This window comes from Hyphobacterium sp. SN044 (genome assembly GCF_021864465.1).
In the GTDB taxonomy this organism is placed as follows: domain Bacteria; phylum Pseudomonadota; class Alphaproteobacteria; order Caulobacterales; family Maricaulaceae; genus Hyphobacterium.
The window spans coordinates 331,560-356,913 of the sequence record NZ_JAKKUV010000001.1; the positions used below are offsets into that span (position 1 = coordinate 331,560).

Consider the following 25,354-nt stretch of genomic DNA (forward strand, 5'->3'; position numbering starts at 1 on the left):
GTAGTCAGACGAGGGAGTCTGCCCCCTCACCCGGCGCTTCGCGCCACCCTCTCCCCCAAATGGGGGCGAGGGGAACGAGACGCCTACCCGCCCATCAGGGCGGGCAGGAAAGCGTTGTTGACGCGCTTCAGATCCTCGATCGAGACGGTCCACTCGCCATTGACGGTGAGCGCGTCGCCGCCCGCCAGACCGATCACGGTCAGCGGCACGCCGGCTTCGTCTGCTGCGGCACGGACGGCTTCGGCCTTCGCCTCGGTTGCGCCGATCAGGTAGCGCGCCTGGTCTTCCCCGAAGAGGAAGCCGTGAAGCGGCAACTCGCCCTCGTGGGCGAGGTTGAGGCCGGTGCCCGACGCCATCGCGACTTCCGCTGCCGCGGCGGCCAGACCGCCATCGGACAGGTCATGGACGATTGAGAGGCGGCCTTCCCGGATCTGCGCGCGGACGAAATCGCCATTGCGCTTCTCGACCTTCAGGTCGACCGGCGGCGGGGCGCCTTCCTCGCGGCCTTCGATCTCGCGCAGATAAAGCGAGGCGCCGAGCCAGCCATGGCTTTCGCCCACCAGCATCAACACGTCGCCCTCGGCGAGATTGCCGAACGTGCCGCGCTTTGAAATGTCCGGGATCAGGCCAACCGCGCCGACCGCCGGGGTCGGCGGGATCGCCTTGCCATTGGTCTCGTTGTAGAGCGAGACATTGCCCGATACGACCGGGAAATCGAGCGCGCGGCAGGCCTCGGCCATGCCTTCGACGCACTCGGCGAACTGGCCCATGATGTCCGGGCGTTCCGGATTGCCAAAGTTCAGACAGTCGGTGATCGCGATCGGGTCCGCGCCCGCGGCAGTCAGATTGCGCCAGGCTTCAGCCACGGCCTGCTTGCCGCCCTCCATCGGGCCGGCCTGGCAGTATCGCGGCGTGCAGTCCGTCGTGATCGCCAGCGCCTTCCTTGTCTTGTGCACGCGCACCACGGCGGCATCCGACGGGTCTTCGGAACTGGCGGCGGTATCGGCCATGACGTGGCGGTCATACTGCTTCCAGATCCACGCCTTGGAGGAAAGATCCGGCGACACCATCAGCGTCAGGATCGCCTCGGCATAATCCTGCGGCGCGGCGACATCGCCGGCGAGGATGGTTTCGCGCTTCGGCGCGCGCACCCAGGGGCGCTCATAGAGCGGGGCTTCGTCCGCCAACGGCTTGATCGGAATGTCGCAGACGGTTTCGCCCTTGTGCTTCAACAGCATGCGGCCGGTGTCGGTGGTCTCGCCGATCACCGCCACGTCGAGCTCCCACTTCCGGAAGATCGCCTCAGCCACGGATTCCTTGCCGGGCTTCAGGATCATCAGCATGCGTTCCTGGCTTTCCGACAGCATCATCTCATAGGCCGTCATGCCGGTTTCGCGTTGCGGCACGGCGTCGAGATTCATCGTGATGCCGACGCCGCCCTTGTCGCCCATTTCCACGGACGAGGAGGTCAGGCCCGCCGCGCCCATGTCCTGGATGGCGGCGATGGCATCGGTCGCCATCAGTTCGAGACAAGCCTCGATCAGCTTCTTCTCGGTAAAGGGGTCGCCGACCTGGACGGTCGGGCGGTTTTCCGCGCTGTCGTCGTCGAATTCGGCCGAGGCCATCGTCGCGCCATGGATGCCGTCGCGGCCGGTCTTCGAACCGACATAGACGATCGGCTGACCCGGCTCCGCGCCGCGCGCGTAGAAGATGTTGTCCGCGTCCGCGAGGCCGACCGCCATCGCGTTGACGAGGATGTTGCCGTCATATCCGGAATGGAAATTCGTTTCCCCGCCGACCGTCGGTACACCGACGCAATTGCCGTAGCCGCCAATGCCCGCGACCACGCCGGAGACCAGGCTGCGCGTCTTGGGGTGGTTCGGCGCACCGAAGCGCAGCGCATTCATCAGCGCCACCGGGCGAGCGCCCATGGTGAAGACGTCGCGCAGAATGCCGCCGACGCCCGTCGCGGCCCCCTGGTAGGGCTCGATATAGGAGGGGTGGTTGTGGCTCTCCATCTTGAAGATGCAGGCCTGACCGTCGCCGATATCGATGACGCCGGCATTCTCGCCCGGCCCCTGGATCACCTTGTCGCCGGTGACCGGAAATTTCTTGAGATGGACGCGGGATGACTTGTAGGAGCAGTGCTCCGACCACATCACCGAGAAGATGCCGAGTTCGACGAGATTCGGCGCGCGGCCGAGGATTTCGACCGTGCGGGCATACTCTTCCGGCGGCAGGTGATCGTCGATGATGTCCTGGGACAGGGCGGAGGCATTTGCGGTCATGTCAGACGTGTCCGGCTGGGGCTTCGGCGTTTCCGCCTTCTAGCCGTCCCGGACCCCGCACGCAAAGCCTCCGTCACCTGCCTGTCAGGCGTTCGGCCTATTTACCGGCGTTGGCGTCCCAGTACTGGACGATGCGCTCGGCGGTGGCTGCGATGTCGGTGTCGTTGCGGGTGTCGTGGACGATCAGCAGCGCCTGGCCGCCCGTGTCGACCGCCGTGCACTGAATCGTCACGTCCCGCTCCATGTGGTCGGTCTGGTAGGCATAGACGCCGATCGAACCGCGCTGCAGTTCACCGACCGAATAGACCCGCGAATAATTGTTCAGGATGCGGTAGGCGCGGCTGATGCAGTCAGCCGTGCTTGTGGAGTTCAGCAGGCCGCGAATTTCCCAGCCTGCGGCATAGGAAGGCGCTGCGGTCATCACGGCCGCAGCGGCCGCAGCCGCGATGGCAACTAACGTTCTCATGGTTTTTCCCCTGTCACTGCGAGAGCGACAGGTTTCCACAAGCCGCCCCGACCGGCAATCACCGGAACGAGGGATTTCCGAAAAATCAGGCGCTTCCGAGCAGACTTTCGAACACACCAAGCCCGTCCGTGCCGCCATGATCGGCGTCCACCGCGCGTTCGGGGTGGGGCATCATGCCCATGATCGTGCCGCGCGCATTGGTGATTCCCGCAATGTCGCGCGCCGAGCCGTTCGGATTGTTCGCATAGCGGAACACGACCTGACCTTCGCCTTCGAGCCGGTCGAGCGTGGCGGCGTCAGCGAAGTAATTGCCGTCATGGTGCGCGATCGGGAAGACGACTTCGCGCTGACCGCCATAGGCGCTGGTGAACTGCGTGTTGCCATTCTCGATCGTCAGCGGCGCCTTCTCGCAGATGAAGGTCAGCCCCGCATTGCGCATAAGCGCGCCAGGCAGGAGGCCGGTCTCGGTCAGCACCTGGAAGCCGTTGCACACACCGAGGATCGGCGCGCCGCGTTCGGCATGCGCGCGCAGTGCGGGAATGATCGCCGAGCGCGAGGCCATCGCGCCGCAGCGCAGATAGTCGCCATAGGAAAACCCGCCCGGAACCATCACGAATTCGGTGCCGTCGGGCAGTTCGGTTTCCTGGTGCCAGACCATGGCGGGGGCATGGCCCGTCACGCGCTCGATCGCGTCGTGCGCGTCGCGGTCGCAGTTCGAGCCGGGGAAGACGATAACGGCGGATTTCATGAGCAGGCCTTTAGCAGGACGGTTCGAGATTGGCGAGCGGGGGATTCAGGCCCCGTCACAGCCTACAGATTCTCGTCGGGCAGCATCCGCCCATGGAGCACACGAAGAACCAGAATCGAGTCTCCTCGAACCTCATAGAATATCGCGTGCGCCTTGTAGATGAGATGGCGGGTCGGCGGACGGATGCCGTCCAGTATGCCGCTTGCGATCGGAAATCGAGCGAGCGTTTCGAACGCCGCCGTGAGGCTCTGGCTGTAGAGCTCCGCCTGTTCCCGTCCGAAGCGCTCAAGCCCGTCTAGATAAAGGGCGACAAGGTCGTCTTCGGCACGCGAGGTGAACTCAATCCGCATGACCGCGCCGCTTCGCCTCGGCACGGGCACCATCCATGATCTGGTCGAAAGACTTCCCGCTGGGGCCGCTGGCAATGCCGTCATCGATCGCGCGCTGAAGGGCCTCCAGCTTGCGATGATTGCTCTCGCTACGGCGGATCAGGTCGCGGACGAAATCGCTCGAATTCGCGTACTCACCAGAGCGCACGCGGTCCTCGACGAATTTCTTGAGTTCGCCGGGCAGGGAAACATTCATCGTCGCCATGGGACGCTCCGCGTTTGCGAGGTCCCAGACTACCAAGAATGACAAACTTTGCCAATCGTTGGGCGGGGTACTTACTCGATCTCGACGGTGAAATTCTCGATCACCGGATTGGCGAGCAGCTTGTCGCACATTTCCTTCACGCGGGTCTCGGCGGCCGCCTTGTCGTCGCCGGTCAGTTCCAGCTCGATCAGCTTGCCCTGACGCGCTTCGGTGACTTCGGAATAGCCCATCGTCTTCAGCGCGCCGGCAACGGCGGCCCCTTGCGGATCCAGAACACCGGGCTTCAGGAATACGTGGATGCGGGCTTTCACTTCCAGGCCTCGTCGTTGGCGGCGCGGGGCGCCTCTTTCATGATTCCCAGACGGCGGGCGACTTCCGCATAGGCCTCGGTCACATTCCCGAGGTCGCGGCGGAAGCGGTCCTTGTCCATCTTCTCGTTGGTTTCGATGTCCCACAGTCGGCAGCTATCCGGGCTGATCTCGTCGGCCAGCACCGTGCGGACCATGTCGCCTTCATAGAGGCGGCCGAATTCCAGCTTGAAATCGATCAGGCGGATGCCGACCGCGGCGAACATGCCCGACAGGAAGTCGTTCACGCGCAGGGTCAGCGAGATGATGTCGTCGATTTCCTGGGTCGAGGCCCAGTTGAACGCCGTGATGTGCTCTTCCGCCACGAGCGGATCGCCGAGCGTGTCGTTCTTGTAGCAGAACTCGACGATCGAACGGGGCAGGGGATCGCCCTCGGCGATGCCGAGGCGCTGGCTGATCGAGCCTGCGGCCACATTCCGGCAGATTACTTCCAGCGGGATGATCTCGACTTCGCGGACCAGCTGTTCGCGCATGTTGAGCCGGCGGATGAAGTGGGTCGGCACGCCGATCCGGCCGAGATTCAGCATGATGAATTCGCTGATCCGGTTGTTGAGGACGCCCTTGCCCTCCAGCGTGGCCTTCTTCTTGTTGTTGAAGGCGGTGGCATCGTCCTTGAAATACTGGACGAGGGTGCCCGGTTCCGGACCCTCATAGAGGATCTTGGCCTTGCCTTCGTAGATCTTCTTGCGGCGGCTCATGGGTGCGCTCCCTGCCCGAAAAGCGCGAACGCGGCCCCGAATCGGATCGCGGGCCGCGTGTCGGATGGCGAAACTAGACCCGCGCCCGGCGGGCCGCAACGCGCACAGCAATAGGCGCTTTGCGCGATTGATTTAGTGGGTTTGCCAAGCTAACGAAAGCCCTCAGGACAGCGTAATGCGGAGACGCCCGAATGACCTCGATGGACGATCGCGAAAAAGCCTTTGAGAACAAGTACGCGCATGATCAGGCGCTGGAGTTCAAGGCCGTCGCACGCCGGAACAAGCTCCTTGGCCTGTGGGCCGCGGAACTGATGGGGATCGAGGGCGAAGCCGCCGCGAACTACGCGAAAGAGGTCGTGAAGGCCGATTTCGAGGAAGCCGGTCACGAAGACGTCTACCGCAAGGTGAAGGGCGATCTCGATGCCAAGGGCGTCGACATGTCCGAACACCTGATCCGCAAGCAGATGGACGATCTTCTCGCCACCGCGCGCCAGCAGGTCCAGGCCGAGGGCTGAGGCCTAGCTGCCGAACCGGCCCCAGCGGGCGCGCGTGCCGCGTCCGTCGATATGCACGAAGGGGCCGTGAATGGCGTTTGCGTCATAGGCGCCAATGCCGCCTTCGGGCAGGTTCTTCGCAGCGAACAGATCTTCGGCATAGTCGTAGAGGAATTCCGCGTCGGCCCGGGTGATCCGTCCGTCGCCATTGAGGTCGTCCATCACCGAGTCGTTGCCGGCCACGTCGGGATAGATGTCCGCCGCGTCGCCATACATGTGCCGGGACAGGCGGGCCGAACGGATCTCCGTATTGTAGAAGGGCGTGCGGTAGCCACTCATCACGAAGAAGCTGTCGGCATCGGTCAGCGCATCTTCCTGGAGTTCGGCCAGCACCGCTTCCAGACGCAAGAGCAGATTGCCGGAAACCAGCGCGAATTTCGGCCAGTGGCCGGGCTGCTGCTTGCAGATGAATTGCCCGATCGTGAAGCTGGGCGAGACCGGCGTGTCCATGTCGTCCTCGGTCAACCGGATTAGTCCTTCCGGGGCGTTCTGCGGGTATTCGCCGATCCGGTAGCCTTCCATTACGGTGTCTCCATTGAGCGGTGCGAGGACGAAGAGCGAAATCTCGTGCGCTTCCCCGGTCCCGTCGACCAACCGCACCTCGAGCGTGTCGGGGGCGTCCGGCGCGGTCCATTCATGCCGTTCGGCAGTTTCGCCGACCGTTTCGCCGTCGATGACGAGCTCCACCGGGGCGTCGGCTTCGATTGTCACGGTTTCACCGGGCATGGTGAGGTGGTGCCAGGTCTTGTACGGCAGGTCCTTACCGTCGACGCTGATCTCTTCGGCCGGTTCGCCCGATACAGCCTCCGCGTCGGCCGGTTCGTCCGCCTCCGTTTCCGTTTCATCGGCCGCGGCCTCCTCCGGTGCGTCAGCGCCTTCGAGACCGGCCTCCTGTCCGGGCATCCGGGCGGCAACCAGTTCGGGTGCCGCGCCGCGCTCGGCTATCGCGCTGTCGCGTTCCGCGGGTGCGCCGCAGGCTGGCAGTCCAAGTCCGCTGGCTGCGAAGGCTGCGAGGGAAAGTCCGTAGCGGATGGCTTTCATCGATCACGCTCCACGGGCTCCGACGAAGCCGAGCTCGCTGCCCGCGAGCGCCTGAACCACGGCTTCGTCGCGATTGTAGATGTCGTTGTGGAAGAGGATATCGCCGTCCTCTTCGACCTCGACGGTGAAATAGACGATGTAGACGGGCACCGGTTCGGCAAGGTCGAAACGGGTGTGCTCCTGCTCGTCCCAAGCCGTATCGATGGCCTCGATCTGGTCGGGAATTCCGCCGGCTTGCATTGTCCAGCGGGCCATCTCGTGCGGCCGTTCAAGCCGGATGCAGCCTGAGGAAAAGGCCCGGATGTCATTCTCGAACAAGTGCGTGCCCGGCGTGTCGTGCATGTAGACCGAGTGGTCGTTCGGGAACATCAGCTTCACCGTGCCGAGCGCATTGTCGGTGCCGGGACGCTGGACGAGGCGGTAGTGGTTCTCCACGCCCGGAATTGTCCAGTCGACCGAATGGGGATCGACCTGTTCGCCGGTGTCGCGGCTTAGAACGTAGTAATTGTGACTGGTGATGTATCCGGGATTGCCGCGGATATCGTCGAGCTTGTCGGCGCTCAGGATGTTTTCCGGCACGTACCAGCGCGGATTGGCGATGATGTATTCGATCGTGTCGGTAAAGACCGGCGTCTCGCGGCTCGGCATGCCGACAATGGCGCGCATGTCGAGTGCGGCCTCGCCATTCTCCCGCGCCTCGGCGCGGAAGGCGGGGACATTCACCCGGATATGCCGTTCGCCGAACATGGGCGGCGCCTGGCGCCAGCGCTCGATATTGGCGTCGATGCGTTCCAGTTTTTCCTGCGCCGTGACGTTCAGCGCCGCGATCGTGTTGGGGCCGAGCAGTCCGTCGCGTTCAAGCCCGTTGCGGCGCTGGAATTCGATCAGCGCGGATTCGACCGCTTCGGTGAAATGCTCGTCCGATGCTGTTTCCGGGATGGATTTCGAACCGTCCTGGATCTGGTTGTCGTCCTCGGACCCGGGTTCGTCGATGATAAAGCCCTCTTCCTCGAGCCGCTGCCGCAGCGTGGCAATCGCCGGATCGGTGTCGCCCGGTTCCAGCACCTCGCCCGGGTGGGGAACCGGCGTGAAGCCGCCATTGGCGACATGATCGGCATAGACGGCGCGGGCCTCGATCAGCTCACCATATTCGGGGTGCAGCGGCTGAAGCTGCGCATAGTCGAACGCGCCTTCGCCGGCATAGGCCAGCTGGACGTCAAGCGGCTCGGGATCGGGGGCGGCCACACCACCCGGCATCAGATTGGCTTCCGCATCGATGCCGTTCCGTTCGCGGTCGGCGATGCTCAGGAAGACGCGCGACAGGAAGACATCCGCGGCGGCGCGTTCCTGTCCACGGCTTCCGAGCGCGTCGACGGAGGCCTCCACCCGCTCGATCATGCCGGGCTGAAGCCTCAATCCTGCCGCCTCGGCGCGCTCGAGACGAGACAGCAGGTCGAGGGCACCGGCCTCGGACCAGATCGGGTCGTAGATGCGCTTGGCATAGGCCTCGCGCAGGGCGATTTCCAGCGGCGCGCCGGTACGCTCGTTGTGGACGATCCGTTCGTCGTCGGTGGAGAATTGCGCCCGGATATGCCGCGCTGTGCTCTCGTCGGGGATGCGCCCCGATGGCCCGCGCTGTTCGCCGACGATGTCGGCGGCGTCTTCGCGGATTTCCACGCCGTGGTCTTCGGTCACGGCGATGGCCGGTTCGACACCCGTCTCTGGAACGGGGGGCTTGCCGAATGCAACAACGCCCGCCGCGATTACGGCGGCCGCGCTCGATCCGGCGAGAAGAGGTTGAAGATAGGCCATGTGCCGCGCCTCCTTGAGAAGCGTTTGCTTACAAGGGCCAATTCGGCGCGGCGGGGCGAAGTTCCGGCTTTCGGCTGCAGAAATAAAAACGCAGTTTCGCTCGGAACCCGGGCATGGGGCATGCGTTGGCGCGCGCTCTCAAGCGCGACACCGCTCCCTTTTGAAATCGGCTTTGAGAAGGCCTGGGAAGATGTGGATCATTTCCCGGAGCGGGCGGCCGGTCTGGCCGGTCAGAATCGCTGCACCGAGCCGGGCAGTGACAGCCCGTTGCGCTCATTGTCCCAGATCATGTGGATGATCGACCAGCGCCCGTCCGGACCTTTCAGGAACTGGATGGAGTTGATGCCGCGGCGCTCGGGCACGACATCGCCGATGCTCGTCCGCGCCTCATACTGGCTCCAGGCGTGGGCGATGTTCCCGAACACGCGGATCTCGCTCGCCAGTTCCACTTCGTAGAAGTCGTTCGCGGCGAAGAAGGGCGTGGTGTCGGCGCGGTATGCCTCGCGTCCCATCACCCGCATCCACATTGACCCGTCCGGGTTCACCCCGGTGCGGATCTGGCGGCTGTCTTCGTGGAAGACCTCGTCCTGCCGGCTCCAGTCGCGCGGCCCGGCCGGCCCGGACACCATGCGATAGGCTTCGAGGATCAGGGCGTGGATCTGCTCGGCGTCCGTCATCCGAAGACTCTCCCGAAAATCGTGTCGACATGCTTCAGATGATAGGCGTCGTCGAAGCAGGCTTCGATCTGGTCGCTCGACAGGCGCGCCGTCACGTCCGCATCGGCCTTGAGGTGATCGACCAGCATGCCGCCCTCATCCCAGGTCTTCATGCCATTGCGCTGGACGAGCCGGTAGCTCTCCTCGCGCGACGCGCCGGCCTGCGTCAGCGCCAGCAGCACGCGCTGGGAATTGTGGATGCCGCCGAAGGCGTTGAGATTTTCCCGGCAGCGCTCGGGGTGGACGATCAGCTTCTCGATCATCCCGGCCGTGCGGTGCAGCGCGAAATCGAGATGGATGTTGGCGTCTGGCCCGATGCCGCGCTCAACGGAGGAGTGGGAGATATCCCGCTCGTGCCACAGCGCGACATTCTCCATCGCCGGAATCACCGCAGAGCGCACGAGCCGGGCAAGCCCGGTCAGGTTTTCGGTCAGGATCGGATTGCGCTTGTGGGGCATGGCGGACGAGCCCTTCTGCCCCGGCGAGAAATACTCCTGCGCCTCGCGCACTTCGCTGCGCTGCAGATGGCGCACCTCGATGGCGATGTTCTCGATCGCCGAGGCGATAATCCCGAGCGCGGCGAAATAGTTCGCATGCCGGTCGCGCGGGATGACCTGGGTCGAGATCGGTTCGACCGTCAAACCCATCTTCTCCGCGACATGCGCCTCGACTGCCGGGTCGACATTCGCAAACGTGCCGATGGCGCCGGAAATCGCGCAGGTCGCGATCTCGTCGCGCGCCCGCACAAGGCGTTCGCGGCCGCGGGCGAACTCGGCATAGAAACGCACGAATTTCAGCCCCATCGTCGTCGGCTCGGCATGGATGCCGTGGCTGCGCCCGATGCAGATCGTGTGCTTGTGCTCCATGGCGCGGGCTTTGAGCGCCGCCAGCACCCGGTCCATGCCGGTGAGCAGTAAATCCGCGCTGCGCTTCATCTGCACGGCGAGGCAGGTGTCGAGCACATCGCTGCTCGTCAGCCCCTGGTGCACGAAGCGCGCGTCCTCGCCGACGATCTCGCCGAGATGCGTCAGGAAGGCGATGACGTCATGCTTCACCTCCGCCTCGATCTCGTCGATGCGGGCGATGTCGAAATTGGCGTCCTTGGCCTTCCACACCGCTTTCGCGGCGCTCTCGGGCACGACGCCCAGCTCGGCCAGCTTGTCGGTGGCGTGCGCCTCGATCTCGAACCAGATCCGGTATTTCGTCTCCGGCGACCAGATGTCGGCCATTTCCGGGCGGGTATAGCGGGGGATCATCGGCGCCTCGTTCTCACGCGTCTCGGGATGGGCGCGGTTTGGGACGGGCAGGGGAATTGGTCAAGAGGCGGACACCCTCGCGCTTCGAGGCTGGTTTCGCCAGCACCTGAGCAGGAGGGTGTTTCCCCTCGCCCCCATTTGGGGGAGAGGGGGTTAGGGGTGAGGGGGCGCACGCAGACTTCAATTACGGAGCAGAACCCCTCATCCGCCCTTCGGGCACCTTCTCCCCTTCAAAAGGGGAGAAGGGATTGTTGTTGTCTTCTCATCCTGAGGTGCCGCCGTCAGGCGGCCTCGAAGGTCGAGGAGGGAAGACCCCTCACCCTAGCCCTCTCCCTGCAGGGAGAGGGAATACTGCTCGGCGTTTCTTCCCCTCTCCCTTGAGGGAGAGGGTGGCCCGAAGGGCCGGGTGAGGGGGAGATAGCCACCCTTCACATATTTAATTCAATGCTTCCGGTGTCGTCGATAGAGACGATCAAGTTTCGCCTTCGGACCAATGAGGCTGGCGTCTCCGTGAAGGTGATCGATATGCAACCGGTACAAGGTTGCTCCGTGCGCAATGCGAACGTTGGAGACATCTCCAATCGGGTGCGTAATCGTGTATAATTGCCAAACTTGGTGGCCGATCAGTTCGCGTAGGATACTCCTGATTTCGCCGGATGTTGTCGGGGCTCGAAGTGGGATCCCCCAGCAGGAAGAGCGCCGTCCATCGAATTTAATTTTCTCCGGCGGACCAATCTGCAAACGTTCCGGTGCGTCCGAATTCATAACGCCCCCCAATCCACCTTCGCATCCTTGTCCAGCGTCTTCGCCGCGTCGGGCATGGCGTATTTCAGGCCCGAGCCGCAATTGTAGAGCACGGCCTCGGCGTCACGCTCGATCAGGCCGCCCGAAAGCGCCTTCTGATAGGCCGCCAGCGTCGCCGCGCCTTCCGGGCAGAGGAGGAGGCCGTCCTCCCGCCCGCAGGTGACGCGCGCCGCTTCGATCGCGGTTTCACTGACCGCCAGTGCCGCGCCGCCGCTTTCGCGCACGGCCCTGAGGATCAGGAAATCGCCGATGGCTTTCGGCACGCGGATGCCCATGGCGGCGGTCCGGGCGTTCTTCCATTCCTCGGCGTGTTCCTCGCCCGCCTCGTAGGCTTTGACGATCGGGGCGCAGCCCTCGGCCTGGACGGCGAACATCTTTGGCCGTTCGGGCCCGATCCAGCCGAGCCGCTCCATCTCGCCAAACGCCTTCCACATGCCGATCAGGCCCGTGCCGCCGCCCGTGGGGTAGAAGATCGCGTCCGGCAATCGCCAGCCGAGCTGGGCGGCGAGTTCCAGCCCCATCGTCTTCTTGCCTTCGATCCGGTAGGGCTCCTTCAGGGTCGAGACGTCGAACCAGCCCATCTCCGCCTTACCGGCCGCGACCAGTGCGCCGCATTCGTGGATATAGCCATTGACCCGGTAGACATGCCCGCCATGCAGCGCGATCTCGCGGAGGTTCACTTCCGGCGTGTCGGCGGGCGCAAAGCACCAGCTTTCCATGCCGGCGCGGCTGGCATAGGCCGACAGCGCCGCCCCGGCATTGCCATTGGTCGGCATCGCCATGCGCGTGATGCCGAAGGATTTCGCCATCGCCACGGCGAGCGCGAGGCCCCGTGCCTTGAAACTGCCGGTCGGCAGGCGGCCTTCATCCTTGACGATCAGCCGTCCTTTTCCGCCGGATTTCGCCATCGTGGCGGGGACGTCGATCAGCGGCGTATCGATTTCGCCGAGCGCGACGACATCCTCGTCACGGTCGACGGGCAGGATTTCGCGCCATTTCCAGAAGCCGCCGCCGCGCGCCCAGATCGCGTCGCGGTCGAGTGCCGGCTTCGCCGCGTCGAGGTCGTAGCGCGCCAGAAGCGGCTTGCCCGCTTCCGACAGGTTATGCGGCTGGGAGCGGTCATACCGCTGCCCCGTCGCCGAGCATTCGAGATGGGTGAAGAATGTCATGCGCGCATCTTCGCGATTCCGGTTCGGGTGACAACGCCATCCATCTTTTCCTCCCCCGCTCGCGGGGTCGGAAACCCGAGGTGCTTAAAGCAGCCCCAGCGTCCGGAAGCTGGCCGTCGTTTCGCGCCCGATCACGAGATGATCGTGCAGCACGATGTCGAACGGTTTCGCCGCCTCGGCGAGTGCCTTGGTCATCGTCACGTCGGCGCCCGAAGGGGTCGGGTCGCCGGACGGGTGGTTGTGGACGAGGATCAGCGCGCTCGCCTCGTGCGCCAGGGCGCGTTTCAGCACTTCGCGCGGATAGACCGGCGTGTGATCGACCGTGCCTTTCGACAGGACCTCGTCGGCGATCAGGCGGTTCTTCTTGTCGAGGAACAGGACGCGGAATTCCTCCGTCCGGGCGTGTTGCATCGCCGTGCGGCAATAGTTCACCAGCGCCGACCAGGACGAGACGACCGGCTTGCCGATCACGCCTTCGCGTGCCATCCGCCCGGAAATCGCGAGCAGAAGTTTCAGATCGAGCGCGACCTTGCGCGACACACCCTTGATCTCTTCCAGCTGGTCGACCGGGGCCGCCGCCACACCGCCGAGATCGCCGAAGGCGGCGATCAGCGTCTTGGCCAGCGGCTTCACATCGCGCCGCGGAATGGCGTTGAACAGGAAGAGTTCGAGCAGTTCGTAGTCGTGCAGGCCTGCGCCGAGCCCGTCGGCGAATTTTTCCCGCAGGCGTTCGCGGTGACCGAGATGGTGCGGCGCGTCCTCCCCCATGGGCGCGCCCGCCGTCAGACCTTGTAGGGCGGGCAGTCGAGCCCGGCAGGGGATTTGGTGAAGATCTCGACACCCGTTTCGGTCACACCGACCGAGTGTTCGAACTGCGCCGACAGCGACTTGTCGCGCGTCACCGCGGTCCAGCCATCGGAGAGGATTTTCACGTCCGGCCGGCCGAGATTGAGCATCGGTTCGATGGTGAAGAACATGCCCGCCTCCAGCACGGGGCCTTCGCCCGGCTCGCCGTAGTGCAACACGTTCGGCTCGTCATGGAACAGGCGGCCGAGCCCGTGGCCGCAAAAATCGCGCACCACGCCATAGCGGTTGTCTTCGGCATGCTTTTGTATGATCGAGCCGATCTCGCCGAGCGTCACGCCCGGGCGCACCGCCTCGATGCCCATCATCATGGCTTCATAGGTGACTTCGATCAGCCGCTCGGCCTTCCGCTTCGGCTCGCCGGCGATGAACATGCGGCTCGTGTCGCCATGCCAGCCATCGAGGATGATCGTCACGTCGATATTGACGATATCGCCGTCCTTCAGGGGTTTCGGCCCCGGAATGCCGTGACAGACGACATGATTGATCGAGGTGCAGCTGGACTTCGTGTAGCCGCGATAGCCGAGCGTCGCCGGCACGCCGCCCTTGGAAATCATGAACTTCCGGATGCGCTCGTCGAGCTCTTCCGTCGTCACACCCGGCTCGACGTAAGGCGCAATGTAATCAAGCGTTTCTGCCGCCGCGCGGCCCGCCTTGCGCATGCCTTCGAACCCGGCCGCGTCGTGGATCTTGATCCGTCCGTCGCGCTGGGGCTGGGTGTCGTTGTTGTCGAGGTCGTAGGCGAGGTTCATCGGGTTTCCGTCGGCGGTCATGGCCCCGATATAATCGGGGCGCGCGGTTAAGGAAACACCGCACGCCCCGAAACACTCAGCTTTGGCTTGCAGACCGGTCTAGCGGCCGGCGCCGAAATACTCGCCGAAGAAGTCACCCTCATTCCATTGCGGGCGCTCGTCGGCGTTCGCGATCTCTCGCGCGATCACGAAATTGATGTCCGCGAACTTGGCGGCCTGGTCGTAGAGCAGGTCGAGATCCACGGAGTCCGAAACACGGTGATAATTCGTGTTGAGGAAGCCCATGAAGCCTTCGCCCTGATCCCAGCGCGGATCCGGCGAGGAGAAGCCCGTCATCAGGAAGAGGGACGGGATGCCCTGACGCACGAAGTTGTAGTGGTCGGAGCGGATGAAGAGATTCTGCTCCGGGATCGGGTCCTCGCTGACCGTCACGTCGAGCTGTGACGCGGCCCGCGCGGCGATCGGACCAAGTTCGGACCGCTCCGCGCCGAAGGCGATCACGTCGGAGAATTCATAGACGATCACCGGCATGTCGAGGTTCACGTTGGCGATGATGTCCGCCTGCGGCACGGTCGGGTTCTGCGCGAAGTATTCCGAACCCAGGAGACCCTTTTCTTCCGCTGCCAGCGCGACGAAGACCACGGAACGCCGCGGCGCGCCGAGTTCCACGAAGGTGCGCGCGGTTTCCAGCATGATCGACACGCCCGACGCATTGTCGACCGCGCCGTTGCAGACATTGTCTTCCTCGGTCGCGCTGCGGCAACCCGAGGCGACGAAGGCGTTCTGCTCGAACGTGCCGATATGGTCGAGGTGCGCGGTCAGAACCACGAATTCGCCGGAGAGTTCCGGATCGCTGCCCGGCAGCATGCCGACGACATTCGGCTCTTCATAGAGCTCGCGGTCCGTGCGTGACGCAATGGTCGCGGTCTGGTTCAGGGCGAAGCTCTGCGGTCCGTCGGCGAGGGCCGCGGTCGCTTCTTCCAGCGTCATTGGCGCATTCGCGAACATCGCCGTTGCGACGTCGGAGGAAACGGTCGCATTGACCTGCAGCTGTTCGTAATTGCGTTCGGCGCCCGACGGCCCGATCGCGACATTGGCGCGGCCCACGGCACCACTTGCGAAACCGGCAAACTGCTCGGAATTGGCACCGGAGATGGTGATCATGCCGACCGCGCCGTGCTGGGCGGCATAGTCGCGCTTGGTCGATCCGCGCAGCTGGTGCGAACGCTCGTCACTGGGCATCACGCCTTCCGGCGCGCCGCCGAGGACGACAACGATCCGGCCATTCACGTCGACGCCTTCATAGTCATCATAACCGTGATGGGGCAGGGACAGACCGTAGCCCACGAAGACCAGTTCCGCCGTCACCTCGGCCTCGTGGAGAATCGGGTTCGCGCTGACGAAAACGTCCTGGCCGTGCGTGTACTCGGTTCCACCCACGGCGAGACGGGCGCCTTCCGGGTTCGAGCTCATCCGCTGGAACGGCACCATCGCGAAATAGCCGCCCTCGTCACCGGCCGGCTCCAGGCCGATCAGGCGCATCTGTGTGGCCACATAGTGCGACGCGATCAGGTATTCCTGCGAACCGGCATCGCGTCCGCCCATCAGGTCGGTCGACAGGAAGCGGATGTGCGCTTCGATTGCATCGGGGGAGATGTTCGGCAGATCGACACTGCCATTGTCGGCGACGATGTCGGAACCGTTCGCATCATCGTTATCGGCCGTATTGACGTCGAAGGTCGCATCGCCGCACGCGGCAACGCCAAGAACCGCAGCCAGCGCTGCATAACGGAAATCGAACATGCCACTCCCCGGATGAATTCAGACCGGCGGACTATAGGCAGCATGCGGCATCGGGCAATGTTGCGCTGCTTTAACTTTCCGTCATCAGAGCAGCAGCGACCGAAGGCTTCACGCTGTAGTGTTCGGCGAGCTTGGGCGACATGCGCGTCGGGCGGCCGCTCGTCAGCTTGAAGCAGACCAGATCCATCCGGGCGCGGAACACCGTCGCGCCATCGCCCACGCGGCGGAACTGGTAGCGGCGCTCGGCACGCAGCTTCCCGTCAGACTTCGAAATCCAGACGGCGCAATCGATCGCATCGCCGGTGCGCAGATGCCCCAGATAGTCGCATTCCGACCGGATGATCGCCATGCCGTAATCCCACTCGGCGAATTGCGTGCGGGGGTGTTGCGGGAAGTGGTCCTCCCACTGTGCCCAGGCGGTTTCGTGAGCCCAGACGAGGTAGCGCGCATTGTTGACGTGACCGAACTCGTCGAGATCGGCTTCGCCGGCTGTAATCCGCAGAATGAAGGGATCGGGCAGGTCCCAGCCGTCGAAATTGCTCATCACGCGCTCCGTTGCTTCGCCGGGTTTGGCAAAATTTCCCATGACTTGCCAGTCTTGCGCGGAGCTAAACCCGAGATTGTCTGGTCAGGCCGCCGCGACTACAGTGCGGAGGCTGGGGAGAGACTTCATGCGTCACTTTGCACTTGCCGTTCTCGCTGCGGTTTCGGCGGCTTCGGCCGCGTTCGCTGCGCCGGTCGAACTCGAACCGGCAACGCAGGCCCGGCTTGAAACCGGTCAGCGCCAGCGCGTCATCGTCGAATTCGCGGTGCCGGCTGTGGAATACGCCCGCGCCGACGGCGCATCCGACCGAGAGATCGCCGCGCTGATCGCGCAGGCCCGCGACCGTGTGCTCGCGTCCGCATTCGGCCGCCCCGCCGGCATGTTGGCGACTCTGGACGACGTCGACCCGCAGGGGCCGGTCATGGCCCGCGAATTCCGCTACACTCCGGCCGCAGCCATGCTTCTGAGTGCCGCGGAGGTCGCTGCCCTTGCCCGCGAGCCGGGCGTGGCGCGCATCGTCGAGGACCGGCTGGATGCGCCGTCACTGGACTACAGCGTGGCCTATGCCGGTGCCCTGCGAATGCACGAGCGCGGCCATCGAGGCACAGGCACGTCCATTGCTATTCTCGACACCGGCGTCGACCTTCAGCACGACATGTTTACGGGCCGCACTGTGGCGTCGGCCTGTTTTTCGACAACCGAGACCGGCCAGTCGACAAGCTTCTGCCCCGACGGTGTTGCGCAAAGCTTCGATGCCCAGGCGGGAGACAATTGCGAAGGGCCCGGCCCCGGCGTCAGCGGAGCCTATGGCTGCGAACACGGGACGCATGTCGCAGGTATCGCGCTGGGCTCCCAGATACCGCACCCATCGATGGCGAATGTGAACCTGATCGGCGTCGCGCCGGATGCAGGTCTGATTGCGGTGCAGGTTTTTTCGCGCTTCAGCGAGACCCAGTTTTGCGGATCGAACAGCCCCTGCGCGCTCAGCTATTCGAGCGATCAGATAGCTGCGCTGGAATGGCTCTACGAGCATCGCGCGCAACTATCTCTGACGTCGATAAATATGAGTCTGGGCGGCGGCCGGTTCGCCGATGCGTGCGTCGACGATCCGCGGCGTGAAATCATCACGATGCTACGCGAAGCGGGGGTCGCCACGGTCATTGCTACGGGAAATGACGGCTTTTCCGGTGCGATTTCGGCGCCAGCCTGCATCCCCGAAGCCGTGGCCGTTGGCGGAAACGGAAATTACTCCAACGAAGGATTCTGGCGCGATCTTTACGCCCTCGGAGAGAATATCATGTCGGCCTATCCGGGCCGTAACGACACCGGCGGACGGGCGACGGTCGAGGCGACGGGCACATCCATGGCCACGCCGCATGTGGCAGGGGCTTTCTCGGTCCTGCGGGAGGCTCATCCGAATGCCAGTATCGACCAGATCGAGGCGGTGCTTCAGGCTACGTCTGCCGAGTTCTCCTATCGTTCGATCAAGATGTCGCTCGCATCGGATATTTTGACGCTCTACTCGGGGGGAATGATCGGTTCACTGCAGACGGAGCAGGACGGTCAGATCCGTCTGTATGGTCACCGCCTTGAAGACACCGGCACGCTTTATCGCGATCTCACGCTGACCAACACGTCCGGCACGACACTGGGCTGGATCGTGTCAACGGAGGAAGACTGGATCGTCTTCCAGCTGCTGAGCGGCGGCAGCCCGCAGGGCGACCCCATTCCCGGTCAGATCGGCGGCAGCGTCGCGGCAAACGACAGCGTGACATTCCGCATCAGCATCAACCTTCAGGAGGCGCGGGACGGTGTCCAGCGAGGGCTGATCTGGATCGGGTCGAGCGACGCGGTCTCACGCATGCCGCTTCCGGTCAATCTCGAGATGCGGGAAGCCTTGCCGCGAAACGACGATCTTGCCGGTGCCTTCGTGATGGGCCGTCCGGGAATCGAAACCCGGTTTTCCAACCGGTTTGCGACTGCCCAGGACGGCGAGCCTTCGCATGGCGGTCAGTCGCCGACCGGGACGCTTTGGTGGACGTTCACGCCGTCCATCACGTCAACCTATGCGATTTCCGCGTTCGGCACGGATTTCGACACCGTGCTCGGCGTTTACTCGGGGGATGAAATCACGGCGCTTTCGACCATTGCGTCGAACGATGATGGCTACGAAAATTCGACCAATTCACGCGTTCAGCCTGTATTGACCGCTGGCACGGCCTACCGGCTGGCGATCGGCGGCTACGACCCCAGCGAACGCGGCGACGGAAGCCTGCTGATCGAGCCGGTTGCGCCGCCCCCGCCGAACGACCGCATTGTCAACGGATTTGCGATCTCGGGTGCGCGCGGGCGGATCGACGTCAACACGGCCGGGGCGACCCAGAATGATGACGAGTTCTATGTGCGACAGAACGCCGTCTGGTACACTTGGACCGCGCCAGCCGATGGCACCTTCACATTCTTTTCCAATCTGCACATGCGGATTTTCGATTTCCCTTACCCGATCTCGTTGTGGGAGGTGTCGTACCCGTCCCCAGACCGCGGTTACGAAATTCCTGCCGAAGCCGGCGCGACCTATTACATTGGTGTCTGGGACGGCAGACTCGAACCGCCATGGAGCCCATCGACGCTGTTCTGGTATCCGGCTGACGAACCGTCACAGCCGCTTCGCAGCGCCGTCGTCCCGGCCATGCGTACGGTCACGACGGGAAGCTGGGCGACAGCCTTCGCGACGCTTGTAAATCCGGTGTCCTACGATCAGCCAGTCAGCAATTGCCTTGTACGGGCGCCGAACGGCTTCGCCGGCGAATTTCACTATCAGACCACCGACTCGACGACGAATACGCTGACCGGGACGCCGGACACGCCCGTGTCGCTTGCACCAGGGCAGTCGCAGTCCTTCCTGATCTCGCTTCGCTCGGCACAGATCGAGACCGCCAATCTGGCGCTTCAATTCGTCTGCGATGACGAGATGGCCTTGCAGAATTCAGTCAACACATTCCGCCTCGTGACGACCGGATTGAATTTGCCTGATCTGATAAGCGTCGCCGTGACGCCCTCGGGGAATGGCATTCTCGATCTTCGCCCTGACCGCAACAGTGCCTTCGCCGTTGCCGTCATGAATTCGGGAGGACCATCCGATTTCCGCGTGGCGGCCAGCCGATGGTCGGGGCCGATGACCGGCACGTTTTGCGAGACCGACCCGGCAACGGGTGTGTGCGTCAGCGAACGTGCGTCGGAGCTGAACCTGAATTTTGCCGCCGGACAGGTGCGGACCTTTACGGTTTTCGTCAGAGCGGACGAGGGCGCCGATATCCCGCTAAATCCGGCAACCAATCGCTATGGTCTGATTTTCTACGCCAGATTCGGAGACAACTCGATGGTATCGGGAGATGCCTCCATCGCAGTCCGGACCTTGGCTGAGTAGCCACTGGTCACCCGCGAACTCCTGCGCCATATCCGTCTCCGATAGAGGAGGCTGGACATGAGCGAACGGGTGACGGCGGGCGTGGTGCTGATCGGGGATGAATTGCTGTCGGGGCGCACGCGCGACATCAATCTGCAGCAGATCGCGCAATTCCTCGCCCCGCTGGGCATTCCGGTCGTCGAATGCCGGACGGTGTCCGACGAGGAAGACCGCATCGTCGAGGCGGTGAACGCGCTCAGGCACCGCTGCACCTATGTCTTCACCACGGGCGGGATCGGCCCGACGCATGACGACATCACCGCCGACAGCGTCGCCAAGGCGTTCGGCGTCAATATCGGCGAGCGCGCCGACGCCATGGCCATCCTCGACGAGTGGTATTCGAAGACCGATACGCCGCTGACCGAGTCCCGCCGCCGTATGGCGCGTATCCCGGATGGCGCGACGCTGGTCGCAAACCCCGTCACCGGCGCGCCGGGCTTCCAGCTTGAGAATGTCTTCGTGATGGCCGGCGTGCCGAAGATCGCGCGCGGCATGCTGGAAGACATCGCCCCGCGCCTGACACGCGGCGCAGTCACCCATGCCGTCACCGTCTCTGCCGGCGGTCTGAGGGAAGGGGATATCGCCGACGCGCTGCGGACGCTGCAGGCGGACCATTCCGGCGTCTCGCTCGGCTCCTACCCCTTCTTCGTCGAACAGCCCGGCGGGTCGATCAAGCGCGGTACCAATCTGGTGGCCCGCTCGACCGATGCGGGCGAACTGGAAACCGTCGCGCAGGCGCTCGAAGCCCTGGTCCGTCAGGCGGGCGGCATTCCGGCGCGGATATCGGAATAACCCCCTCACCCTGACGCGCGTCCCTTTCGGGGCCGCGCGTCATTCCCTCTCCCTCGAGGGAGAGGGAGGGGACCCGGCCTGAGCCGAAGGCGAACGTCGGGGAGGGTGAGGGGGAGAGAAAATACCGCATCCCGCCGCAATTCTCTTCAAATCGCCCCGATTCCGCCTGTCTGTCGCACGAATCCGGTTTAACGTTCCGGACCCGCGGGGACAGACAGGGAAGGGACACCACCATGCAACGCCGATTTTTGAGCGGAGCTGCCGCCTGCGCGATCGCGCTGACGACGCTGCCCGCCGCACCGATGGCCGCCGCACAGGAGCGCCAGCCGCAGCGCTATGATCTCGACGGCATTTTCGAGCGCTGCCCGACCCTGGTCGCGCATCGTGGTTATGACGAGGAAGAGGATTACGCCGGCCGTGGCCGGCCTATGTATGGCGCGACCCCTCCGCCGCCAGCCCCGCCGCCCCCACCACCGCCGCCCCCGCCTCCGCCTCCGCCGCCTCCTCCGCCTCCAGGACAAACGGCCGAGGTCGCGGATGCACTTGTCGTGACCGGTTCGCGGATCGCCGCGCCCCAAGAGCCGCAGCTTCAGCCTCAGCCCGTGCCCGGCGATATCGACCGCGAGCGCTATGAGGATGTCGAGATCAACCCGGTCGCGGTGACGAGCGAGGATCCGGTTTCCACCTTCTCCATCGATGTCGACACGGCGAGCTATTCCAATGTCCGCCGCTTCCTGCGGGACGGCGACTTGCCGCCAACCGATGCGGTGCGGATCGAGGAGATGGTGAACTACTTCACCTACGATTACCCGCTGCCGGAAAGCATGGACACGCCCTTTGGCGCGAACGTCACCGTCCTGCCAAATCCGTGGAATGCCGAGACCGAACTGATGCATATCGGCATCCAGGGCTACGACATCCCCGAGACCGAGCGTCCCGGCGCCAATCTCGTCTTCCTGATCGACGTTTCGGGCTCGATGTCGGCCCCGGACAAGCTGCCGCTGGCCGTCAGTGCCATGCACATGCTGACCGACACGCTGGCCCCGGAAGACCGGGTCTCGATCGTCGTCTATGCCGGTGCAGCGGGGGCAATCCTCGAACCGACCCGCGCCGCTGACAGCGAATGCATCCACGCCGCGCTCGACATGCTCGAGGCGGGTGGATCGACCGCGGGCGGGGCTGGCATCCAGCTCGCCTACGACTTCGCCCGGGCCAATTTCGATGACAGTGCGATCAACCGCGTCATGCTGCTGACCGATGGCGACTTCAATGTCGGCGTCACACGTGACGAAAGCCTGGAAGACCTCGTCACCCGCGAGCGGGAAAGCGGCGTCTATCTGTCGGTGATGGGCTTCGGCGAGGGCAATTACAACGACCAGCTGATGCAGACCCTGGCCCAGAACGGCAACGGTATCGCGGCCTATATCGACAGCGAGCGCGAGGCCCGCCGCTTCCTCGTCGAGGAGAGCTTCTCCGCCCTCTTCCCGATCGCCAATGACGTGAAGATCCAGGTCGAGTTCAACCCGGCCCGCGTCGGCGAATACCGCCTTGTCGGTTACGAGACCCGTCTTCTCCGCCGCGAGGACTTCAACAATGACGCGGTCGATGCCGGCGAGATCGGATCGGGCCATTCCGTGACGGCGATCTACGAGATTGCCGCCCCGGATTCAGACGGCCTGCGCAACGATCCGCTGCGCTATGGCAACGCCCAGCCGGAAGCCTCGACCGACGGCGAATACGCCTTCGTCCGCATCCGCTACAAGCGGCCGGGCGAGGATGAAAGCATCCTGATCGAGCAGCCGGTGACGGACGACAACGCTGTCGGCGCCTTCGCGGACGCCTCGGACGATGTGCGTTTCTCGGTGCTGGTCGCGGGCTTTGCCCAGATGCTGCGCGAGGACCCGTGGATCGCGAACGAAGGCTTTACCTACGACTTCATCGCCAGAGAAGCCGAATGGGCGCTCGGTGAGGATGAATATGGCCACCGCGCCGAATTCATCGAACTGGTGAACGCCGCGGCGGGCCGCATCGCGCTCGGCACGACCAAGCCGGGCATGCAGTCCGACACGCGGTAGGAACGGCCCCGGGATTGGGCGGACGGCTTTCGAGCCTTCGTCCGGGGACAGGGCCCAGGCTCCTCGCGAGCCCCCGGGGTGGTGAAGGCTGCGGCGCGTGCCGCAGCCTTTTCCCGTTTCTATTCGCCGCGCATCTCCTCGCGAAGGACACGGTAAGGCGTGCCGACCGAGAATTCCGGCCAGTCGTCATTCTCCGCAAGGGTGAAGCCCGCCTCGAAATAGATGCGCGCATCGCCCTCGATACCGCCCATCCGCCAGACCTCGGCATCATATTCGTCGGCGGCGTGGTGATAGCCGTTCTGCATGTAGTTCGCGAATTGCGGAAGGATCGTATCATCCGCCGCGATCTGGGCTTCGTCCGGAGCGCCAACGGCATAGATGCCGGGAATGCCCGCCTTGATGAAGGGCCAGTGATCGGAGCGGTAGAAGCCGCCAGCCTGCGGATTGCTGTCCTCGATAAGCGTGCGGCCGAGGCGGTTCGCCGCCGCACCGATATAGTTTTCCAGCTCGCTCGTCCCGAGGCCCGGCACCACCATCGCATTCCATTGGTCAGCGAACGGGAAGTGCGCGTCCATGTTGAATACGCCCGCAATGTTCGCCGGCTCGCAGAGCGGATTGGCGACGAAGTGCTTGGCCCCGTAGAGGCCACGTTCCTCTGCCGCCGTGGCGAAGAACAGGACCGATCGGCGCGGCGCATCCATCTCGGCAAAGGCCCGCGCCACTGCCATCAGCATCGCCGTGCCCGACGCGTTATCGAGGGCTCCATTGTAGACCGGATCGCCTTCCGGTGCTTCCGGATTGGTCCCCATATGATCCCAGTGCGCGGTGTAGATCACGCATTCGTCAGGGGCTTCGCGGCCTTCGATCCGGCCGATCACATTGTTGGTCTCGGTCACGTCGACCACGCCGCGCAGACTGCCGCTGGCGCGCAGCGTCGTTTCGATCGCGCGGAAGCCCGGTTCGGCCGCGGCTCTGTAGGTGGCGTCGAAATCGACACCGGCCGCGTCGAACAGGCGCCGTGCCGCGGGCTCGGACATGTGCACCACCATTTCGAGATGCGTGTCGTCGCTCTCGGCCAGGAAGTATTGCTCGTTTCCGCCGCCGCCCGCGGCCATCGTGGCCCAGGGGTAGCCGGCGCTGGCATCGGTGTGGATCACGATGGCGGCCGCCCCGCCGCGCGCGGAAATCGCATCATATTTGGTGCCGAGCAGACCGTGGACCGACAGGGCGCTGCCGCCAAAGCGGCTCTCGTCGTTTGTGGCGGTCCCGGGATCGCCGCGGAATACGATGACGGTCGCACCATCCAGGTCGACCCCCTGATAATCGTGCCAGCCCTCCTCGGCGGCATCGATTCCAAACCCGCCAATCACGACACGGCTGAGATCGAGGTCGATCGCTGCGGAAGGACGCCCGGCAAACGTCACATAGTCGTCGCGCACGGCCAGTTCGACTTCGCCCGACGGCCCGCTGATCGAAAAGCGGCCAAGCCCCTCGCGTTGATAGTGCGCCAGACCGAAGGGCTGGAAGTAGCGGCCATCATTGGCCGGTTCGATACCGGCTTCGCGGAAAGCGTCCGCAATGTGATTGATCGTCAGCCGCTCACCGTTGCCGCCCGGACCCCGGCCTTCGAAACCGTCGCTGGCGAGAATGGCGATATCGGCGGCGATCGCCTCGCCGGTAATGGTCTCGTAGGCGGCGTCGAAATCTGACCCGGAGGCTGCAGGCGAGCACGCGGCGAGGACGAGAGGCAGGACAAGGCGGCGCTTCATGCGTCGTCTCCTTCATGGGTTTGACATTCGGGATCGGGCAGGGGGGCCATCGACCAGGCAAGCGAGACCGGCGGTCCGCCCTCGTCGCCGGCCTGCCACATCAGCTCGGCAATGGCCCAGAGATGGTCGTTGATCGCGGCAAGCGTTTCGGCGTTCGGCCGTGCGGCGAGTCGGAAAAAGCCGAGATTGCGCTGCGGCCCGTCGGTCTGGGCCGATCCCATGTCGAGCCCCGCGGCAAAATCCCGGTCGGCCTGGCGCAGCGTGGCCGTGACGCAGCCGAGAACGCGCGGCGCCAGTTCCGGCGTGTTCAGCGCCCCCATCAGGCGCATTTTCGGTGCCGGCGTGCGGTAGAGAATCTGCGGCTTCTTGGCGCCGGGCAGGGTGCGCTTGCCCGCCTCCAGCACCAGGCCGCAACGCGTCAGTTTCGCGAGGTGGTGATAGACGGCGGTGGGTTTGAGGCTGATCGCGCGGGCGATCTCCTCCGCGCTCATCGGCCCGTCGACGGCTAGCCGGTCGATCAGTGTCATCCGCACGGCGGATGACAGGCAGTCGATCTGGTCTTCGCGCAGGATCCAGTATTGATCCGCCTCGTCAGTGCCGGTGCGGGCGGGGTGCCGTGGGGCTGTTCTGATCTCGGTCATGCCCGAACGAATAATCAAAAAATCGAGAAATACTGAATTAAAAATCTGAAACGCTGCGGCAATCCGTCCGCGCGTTCTGCAATCGGGCGTGGAAAGCAGCGCGCCTTCGGCTAGGCGCGGCGGCGTTTTGCGGT

At 64.3% G+C, this 25,354-nt stretch carries 22 protein-coding genes; 4 read left to right on the forward strand and 18 right to left on the reverse strand.

Going from position 1 to position 25,354, the window contains the following annotated elements:
• Positions 1 to 83 precede the first annotated feature (83 nt).
• The 7 genes from purL to purC all read right to left on the reverse strand — a co-directional run bounded on the left by purL (position 84) and on the right by purC (position 5,162).
• On the reverse strand, positions 84 to 2,288 hold the full coding sequence (purL, locus tag L5876_RS01730) for a phosphoribosylformylglycinamidine synthase subunit PurL (RefSeq protein WP_236954369.1): 2,205 nt from the start codon (positions 2,286 to 2,288) through the stop codon (positions 84 to 86).
• A gap of 97 nt (positions 2,289 to 2,385) precedes the next feature.
• Positions 2,386 to 2,754 carry a hypothetical protein gene (locus L5876_RS01735; RefSeq protein ID WP_236954370.1) on the reverse strand — a complete coding sequence of 123 codons (369 nt, stop codon included), beginning with the start codon at positions 2,752 to 2,754 and terminating at the stop codon, positions 2,386 to 2,388.
• 85 nt (positions 2,755 to 2,839) lie between these two features.
• Positions 2,840 to 3,502 carry a phosphoribosylformylglycinamidine synthase subunit PurQ gene (gene purQ / locus L5876_RS01740; protein ID WP_236954371.1) on the reverse strand — a complete coding sequence of 221 codons (663 nt, stop codon included), beginning with the start codon at positions 3,500 to 3,502 and terminating at the stop codon, positions 2,840 to 2,842.
• 62 nt (positions 3,503 to 3,564) lie between these two features.
• Entirely contained in the window at positions 3,565 to 3,852 is a 288-nt protein-coding gene (locus L5876_RS01745) for a type II toxin-antitoxin system RelE/ParE family toxin (RefSeq protein ID WP_236954372.1), read from the reverse strand.
• On the reverse strand, positions 3,842 to 4,096 hold the full coding sequence (locus L5876_RS01750) for a type II toxin-antitoxin system ParD family antitoxin (protein WP_052290536.1): 255 nt from the start codon (positions 4,094 to 4,096) through the stop codon (positions 3,842 to 3,844). The genes L5876_RS01745 and L5876_RS01750 overlap by 11 nt, the downstream gene beginning before the upstream one ends.
• A gap of 71 nt (positions 4,097 to 4,167) precedes the next feature.
• Positions 4,168 to 4,407: a phosphoribosylformylglycinamidine synthase subunit PurS gene (purS, locus tag L5876_RS01755; RefSeq protein ID WP_236954373.1), complete on the reverse strand. Its 240-nt coding sequence runs from the start codon at positions 4,405 to 4,407 to the stop codon at positions 4,168 to 4,170.
• Positions 4,404 to 5,162, reverse strand: coding sequence for a phosphoribosylaminoimidazolesuccinocarboxamide synthase (gene purC, locus L5876_RS01760; protein WP_236954374.1), 759 nt, complete (start codon positions 5,160 to 5,162; stop codon positions 4,404 to 4,406). Before purC ends, purS begins: the two co-directional genes overlap by 4 nt.
• 191 nt (positions 5,163 to 5,353) lie before the next feature.
• Between purC and L5876_RS01765 the strand changes: the two genes are divergently transcribed.
• The gene (locus L5876_RS01765) at positions 5,354 to 5,677 is read left to right on the forward strand and encodes a DUF1476 domain-containing protein (RefSeq protein WP_039719044.1); all 324 of its coding nucleotides are present in this window, start codon (positions 5,354 to 5,356) and stop codon (positions 5,675 to 5,677) included.
• 3 nt (positions 5,678 to 5,680) lie between these two features.
• Here the strand turns inward: L5876_RS01765 and L5876_RS01770 are convergent, their stop codons facing one another.
• From L5876_RS01770 to L5876_RS01810, 9 genes are all read right to left on the reverse strand, one after another.
• Complete coding sequence (locus L5876_RS01770) at positions 5,681 to 6,757, reverse strand: D-Ala-D-Ala carboxypeptidase family metallohydrolase (protein WP_236954375.1); 1,077 nt, start codon at positions 6,755 to 6,757, stop codon at positions 5,681 to 5,683.
• Between the two features lie 3 nt (positions 6,758 to 6,760).
• The gene (locus tag L5876_RS01775) at positions 6,761 to 8,569 is read right to left on the reverse strand and encodes a murein L,D-transpeptidase (RefSeq protein ID WP_236954376.1); all 1,809 of its coding nucleotides are present in this window, start codon (positions 8,567 to 8,569) and stop codon (positions 6,761 to 6,763) included.
• Between the two features lie 230 nt (positions 8,570 to 8,799).
• Positions 8,800 to 9,246 carry a hypothetical protein gene (locus tag L5876_RS01780; RefSeq protein WP_236954377.1) on the reverse strand — a complete coding sequence of 149 codons (447 nt, stop codon included), beginning with the start codon at positions 9,244 to 9,246 and terminating at the stop codon, positions 8,800 to 8,802.
• Complete coding sequence (purB, locus tag L5876_RS01785) at positions 9,243 to 10,541, reverse strand: adenylosuccinate lyase (protein ID WP_236954378.1); 1,299 nt, start codon at positions 10,539 to 10,541, stop codon at positions 9,243 to 9,245. Before purB ends, L5876_RS01780 begins: the two co-directional genes overlap by 4 nt.
• A gap of 761 nt (positions 10,542 to 11,302) precedes the next feature.
• Entirely contained in the window at positions 11,303 to 12,514 is a 1,212-nt protein-coding gene (locus L5876_RS01790; RefSeq protein ID WP_236954379.1) for a threonine synthase, read from the reverse strand.
• An 84-nt stretch (positions 12,515 to 12,598) separates the two neighbouring features.
• On the reverse strand, positions 12,599 to 13,282 hold the full coding sequence (gene radC, locus L5876_RS01795; RefSeq protein WP_236954380.1) for a DNA repair protein RadC: 684 nt from the start codon (positions 13,280 to 13,282) through the stop codon (positions 12,599 to 12,601).
• Positions 13,283 to 13,296: 14 nt separating this feature from the next.
• Positions 13,297 to 14,130, reverse strand: a complete 834-nt coding sequence (gene map / locus L5876_RS01800; protein WP_369281004.1) for a type I methionyl aminopeptidase — start codon at positions 14,128 to 14,130, stop codon at positions 13,297 to 13,299.
• 99 nt (positions 14,131 to 14,229) lie between these two features.
• Positions 14,230 to 15,933: a M28 family metallopeptidase gene (locus tag L5876_RS01805; RefSeq protein WP_236954381.1), complete on the reverse strand. Its 1,704-nt coding sequence runs from the start codon at positions 15,931 to 15,933 to the stop codon at positions 14,230 to 14,232.
• Between the two features lie 70 nt (positions 15,934 to 16,003).
• Positions 16,004 to 16,477, reverse strand: coding sequence for a thioesterase family protein (locus L5876_RS01810; RefSeq protein ID WP_236954382.1), 474 nt, complete (start codon positions 16,475 to 16,477; stop codon positions 16,004 to 16,006).
• A gap of 127 nt (positions 16,478 to 16,604) precedes the next feature.
• On the opposite strand from L5876_RS01810, the gene L5876_RS01815 reads away from it, so the two are divergent.
• From L5876_RS01815 to L5876_RS01825, 3 genes are all read left to right on the forward strand, one after another.
• Positions 16,605 to 19,904, forward strand: a complete 3,300-nt coding sequence (locus L5876_RS01815; protein WP_236954383.1) for a S8 family serine peptidase — start codon at positions 16,605 to 16,607, stop codon at positions 19,902 to 19,904.
• Positions 19,905 to 19,961: 57 nt separating this feature from the next.
• Positions 19,962 to 20,735, forward strand: coding sequence for a molybdopterin-binding protein (locus L5876_RS01820; protein ID WP_236954384.1), 774 nt, complete (start codon positions 19,962 to 19,964; stop codon positions 20,733 to 20,735).
• Positions 20,736 to 20,968: 233 nt separating this feature from the next.
• Positions 20,969 to 22,810, forward strand: a complete 1,842-nt coding sequence (locus tag L5876_RS01825; RefSeq protein WP_236954385.1) for a VWA domain-containing protein — start codon at positions 20,969 to 20,971, stop codon at positions 22,808 to 22,810.
• A 119-nt stretch (positions 22,811 to 22,929) separates the two neighbouring features.
• Here L5876_RS01825 and L5876_RS01830 read toward each other — a convergent pair whose 3' ends face one another.
• Complete coding sequence (locus tag L5876_RS01830; RefSeq protein ID WP_236954386.1) at positions 22,930 to 24,579, reverse strand: M28 family peptidase; 1,650 nt, start codon at positions 24,577 to 24,579, stop codon at positions 22,930 to 22,932.
• Positions 24,576 to 25,220, reverse strand: coding sequence for a helix-turn-helix domain-containing protein (locus L5876_RS01835; protein ID WP_236954387.1), 645 nt, complete (start codon positions 25,218 to 25,220; stop codon positions 24,576 to 24,578). Before L5876_RS01835 ends, L5876_RS01830 begins: the two co-directional genes overlap by 4 nt.
• Positions 25,221 to 25,354 lie beyond the last annotated feature (134 nt).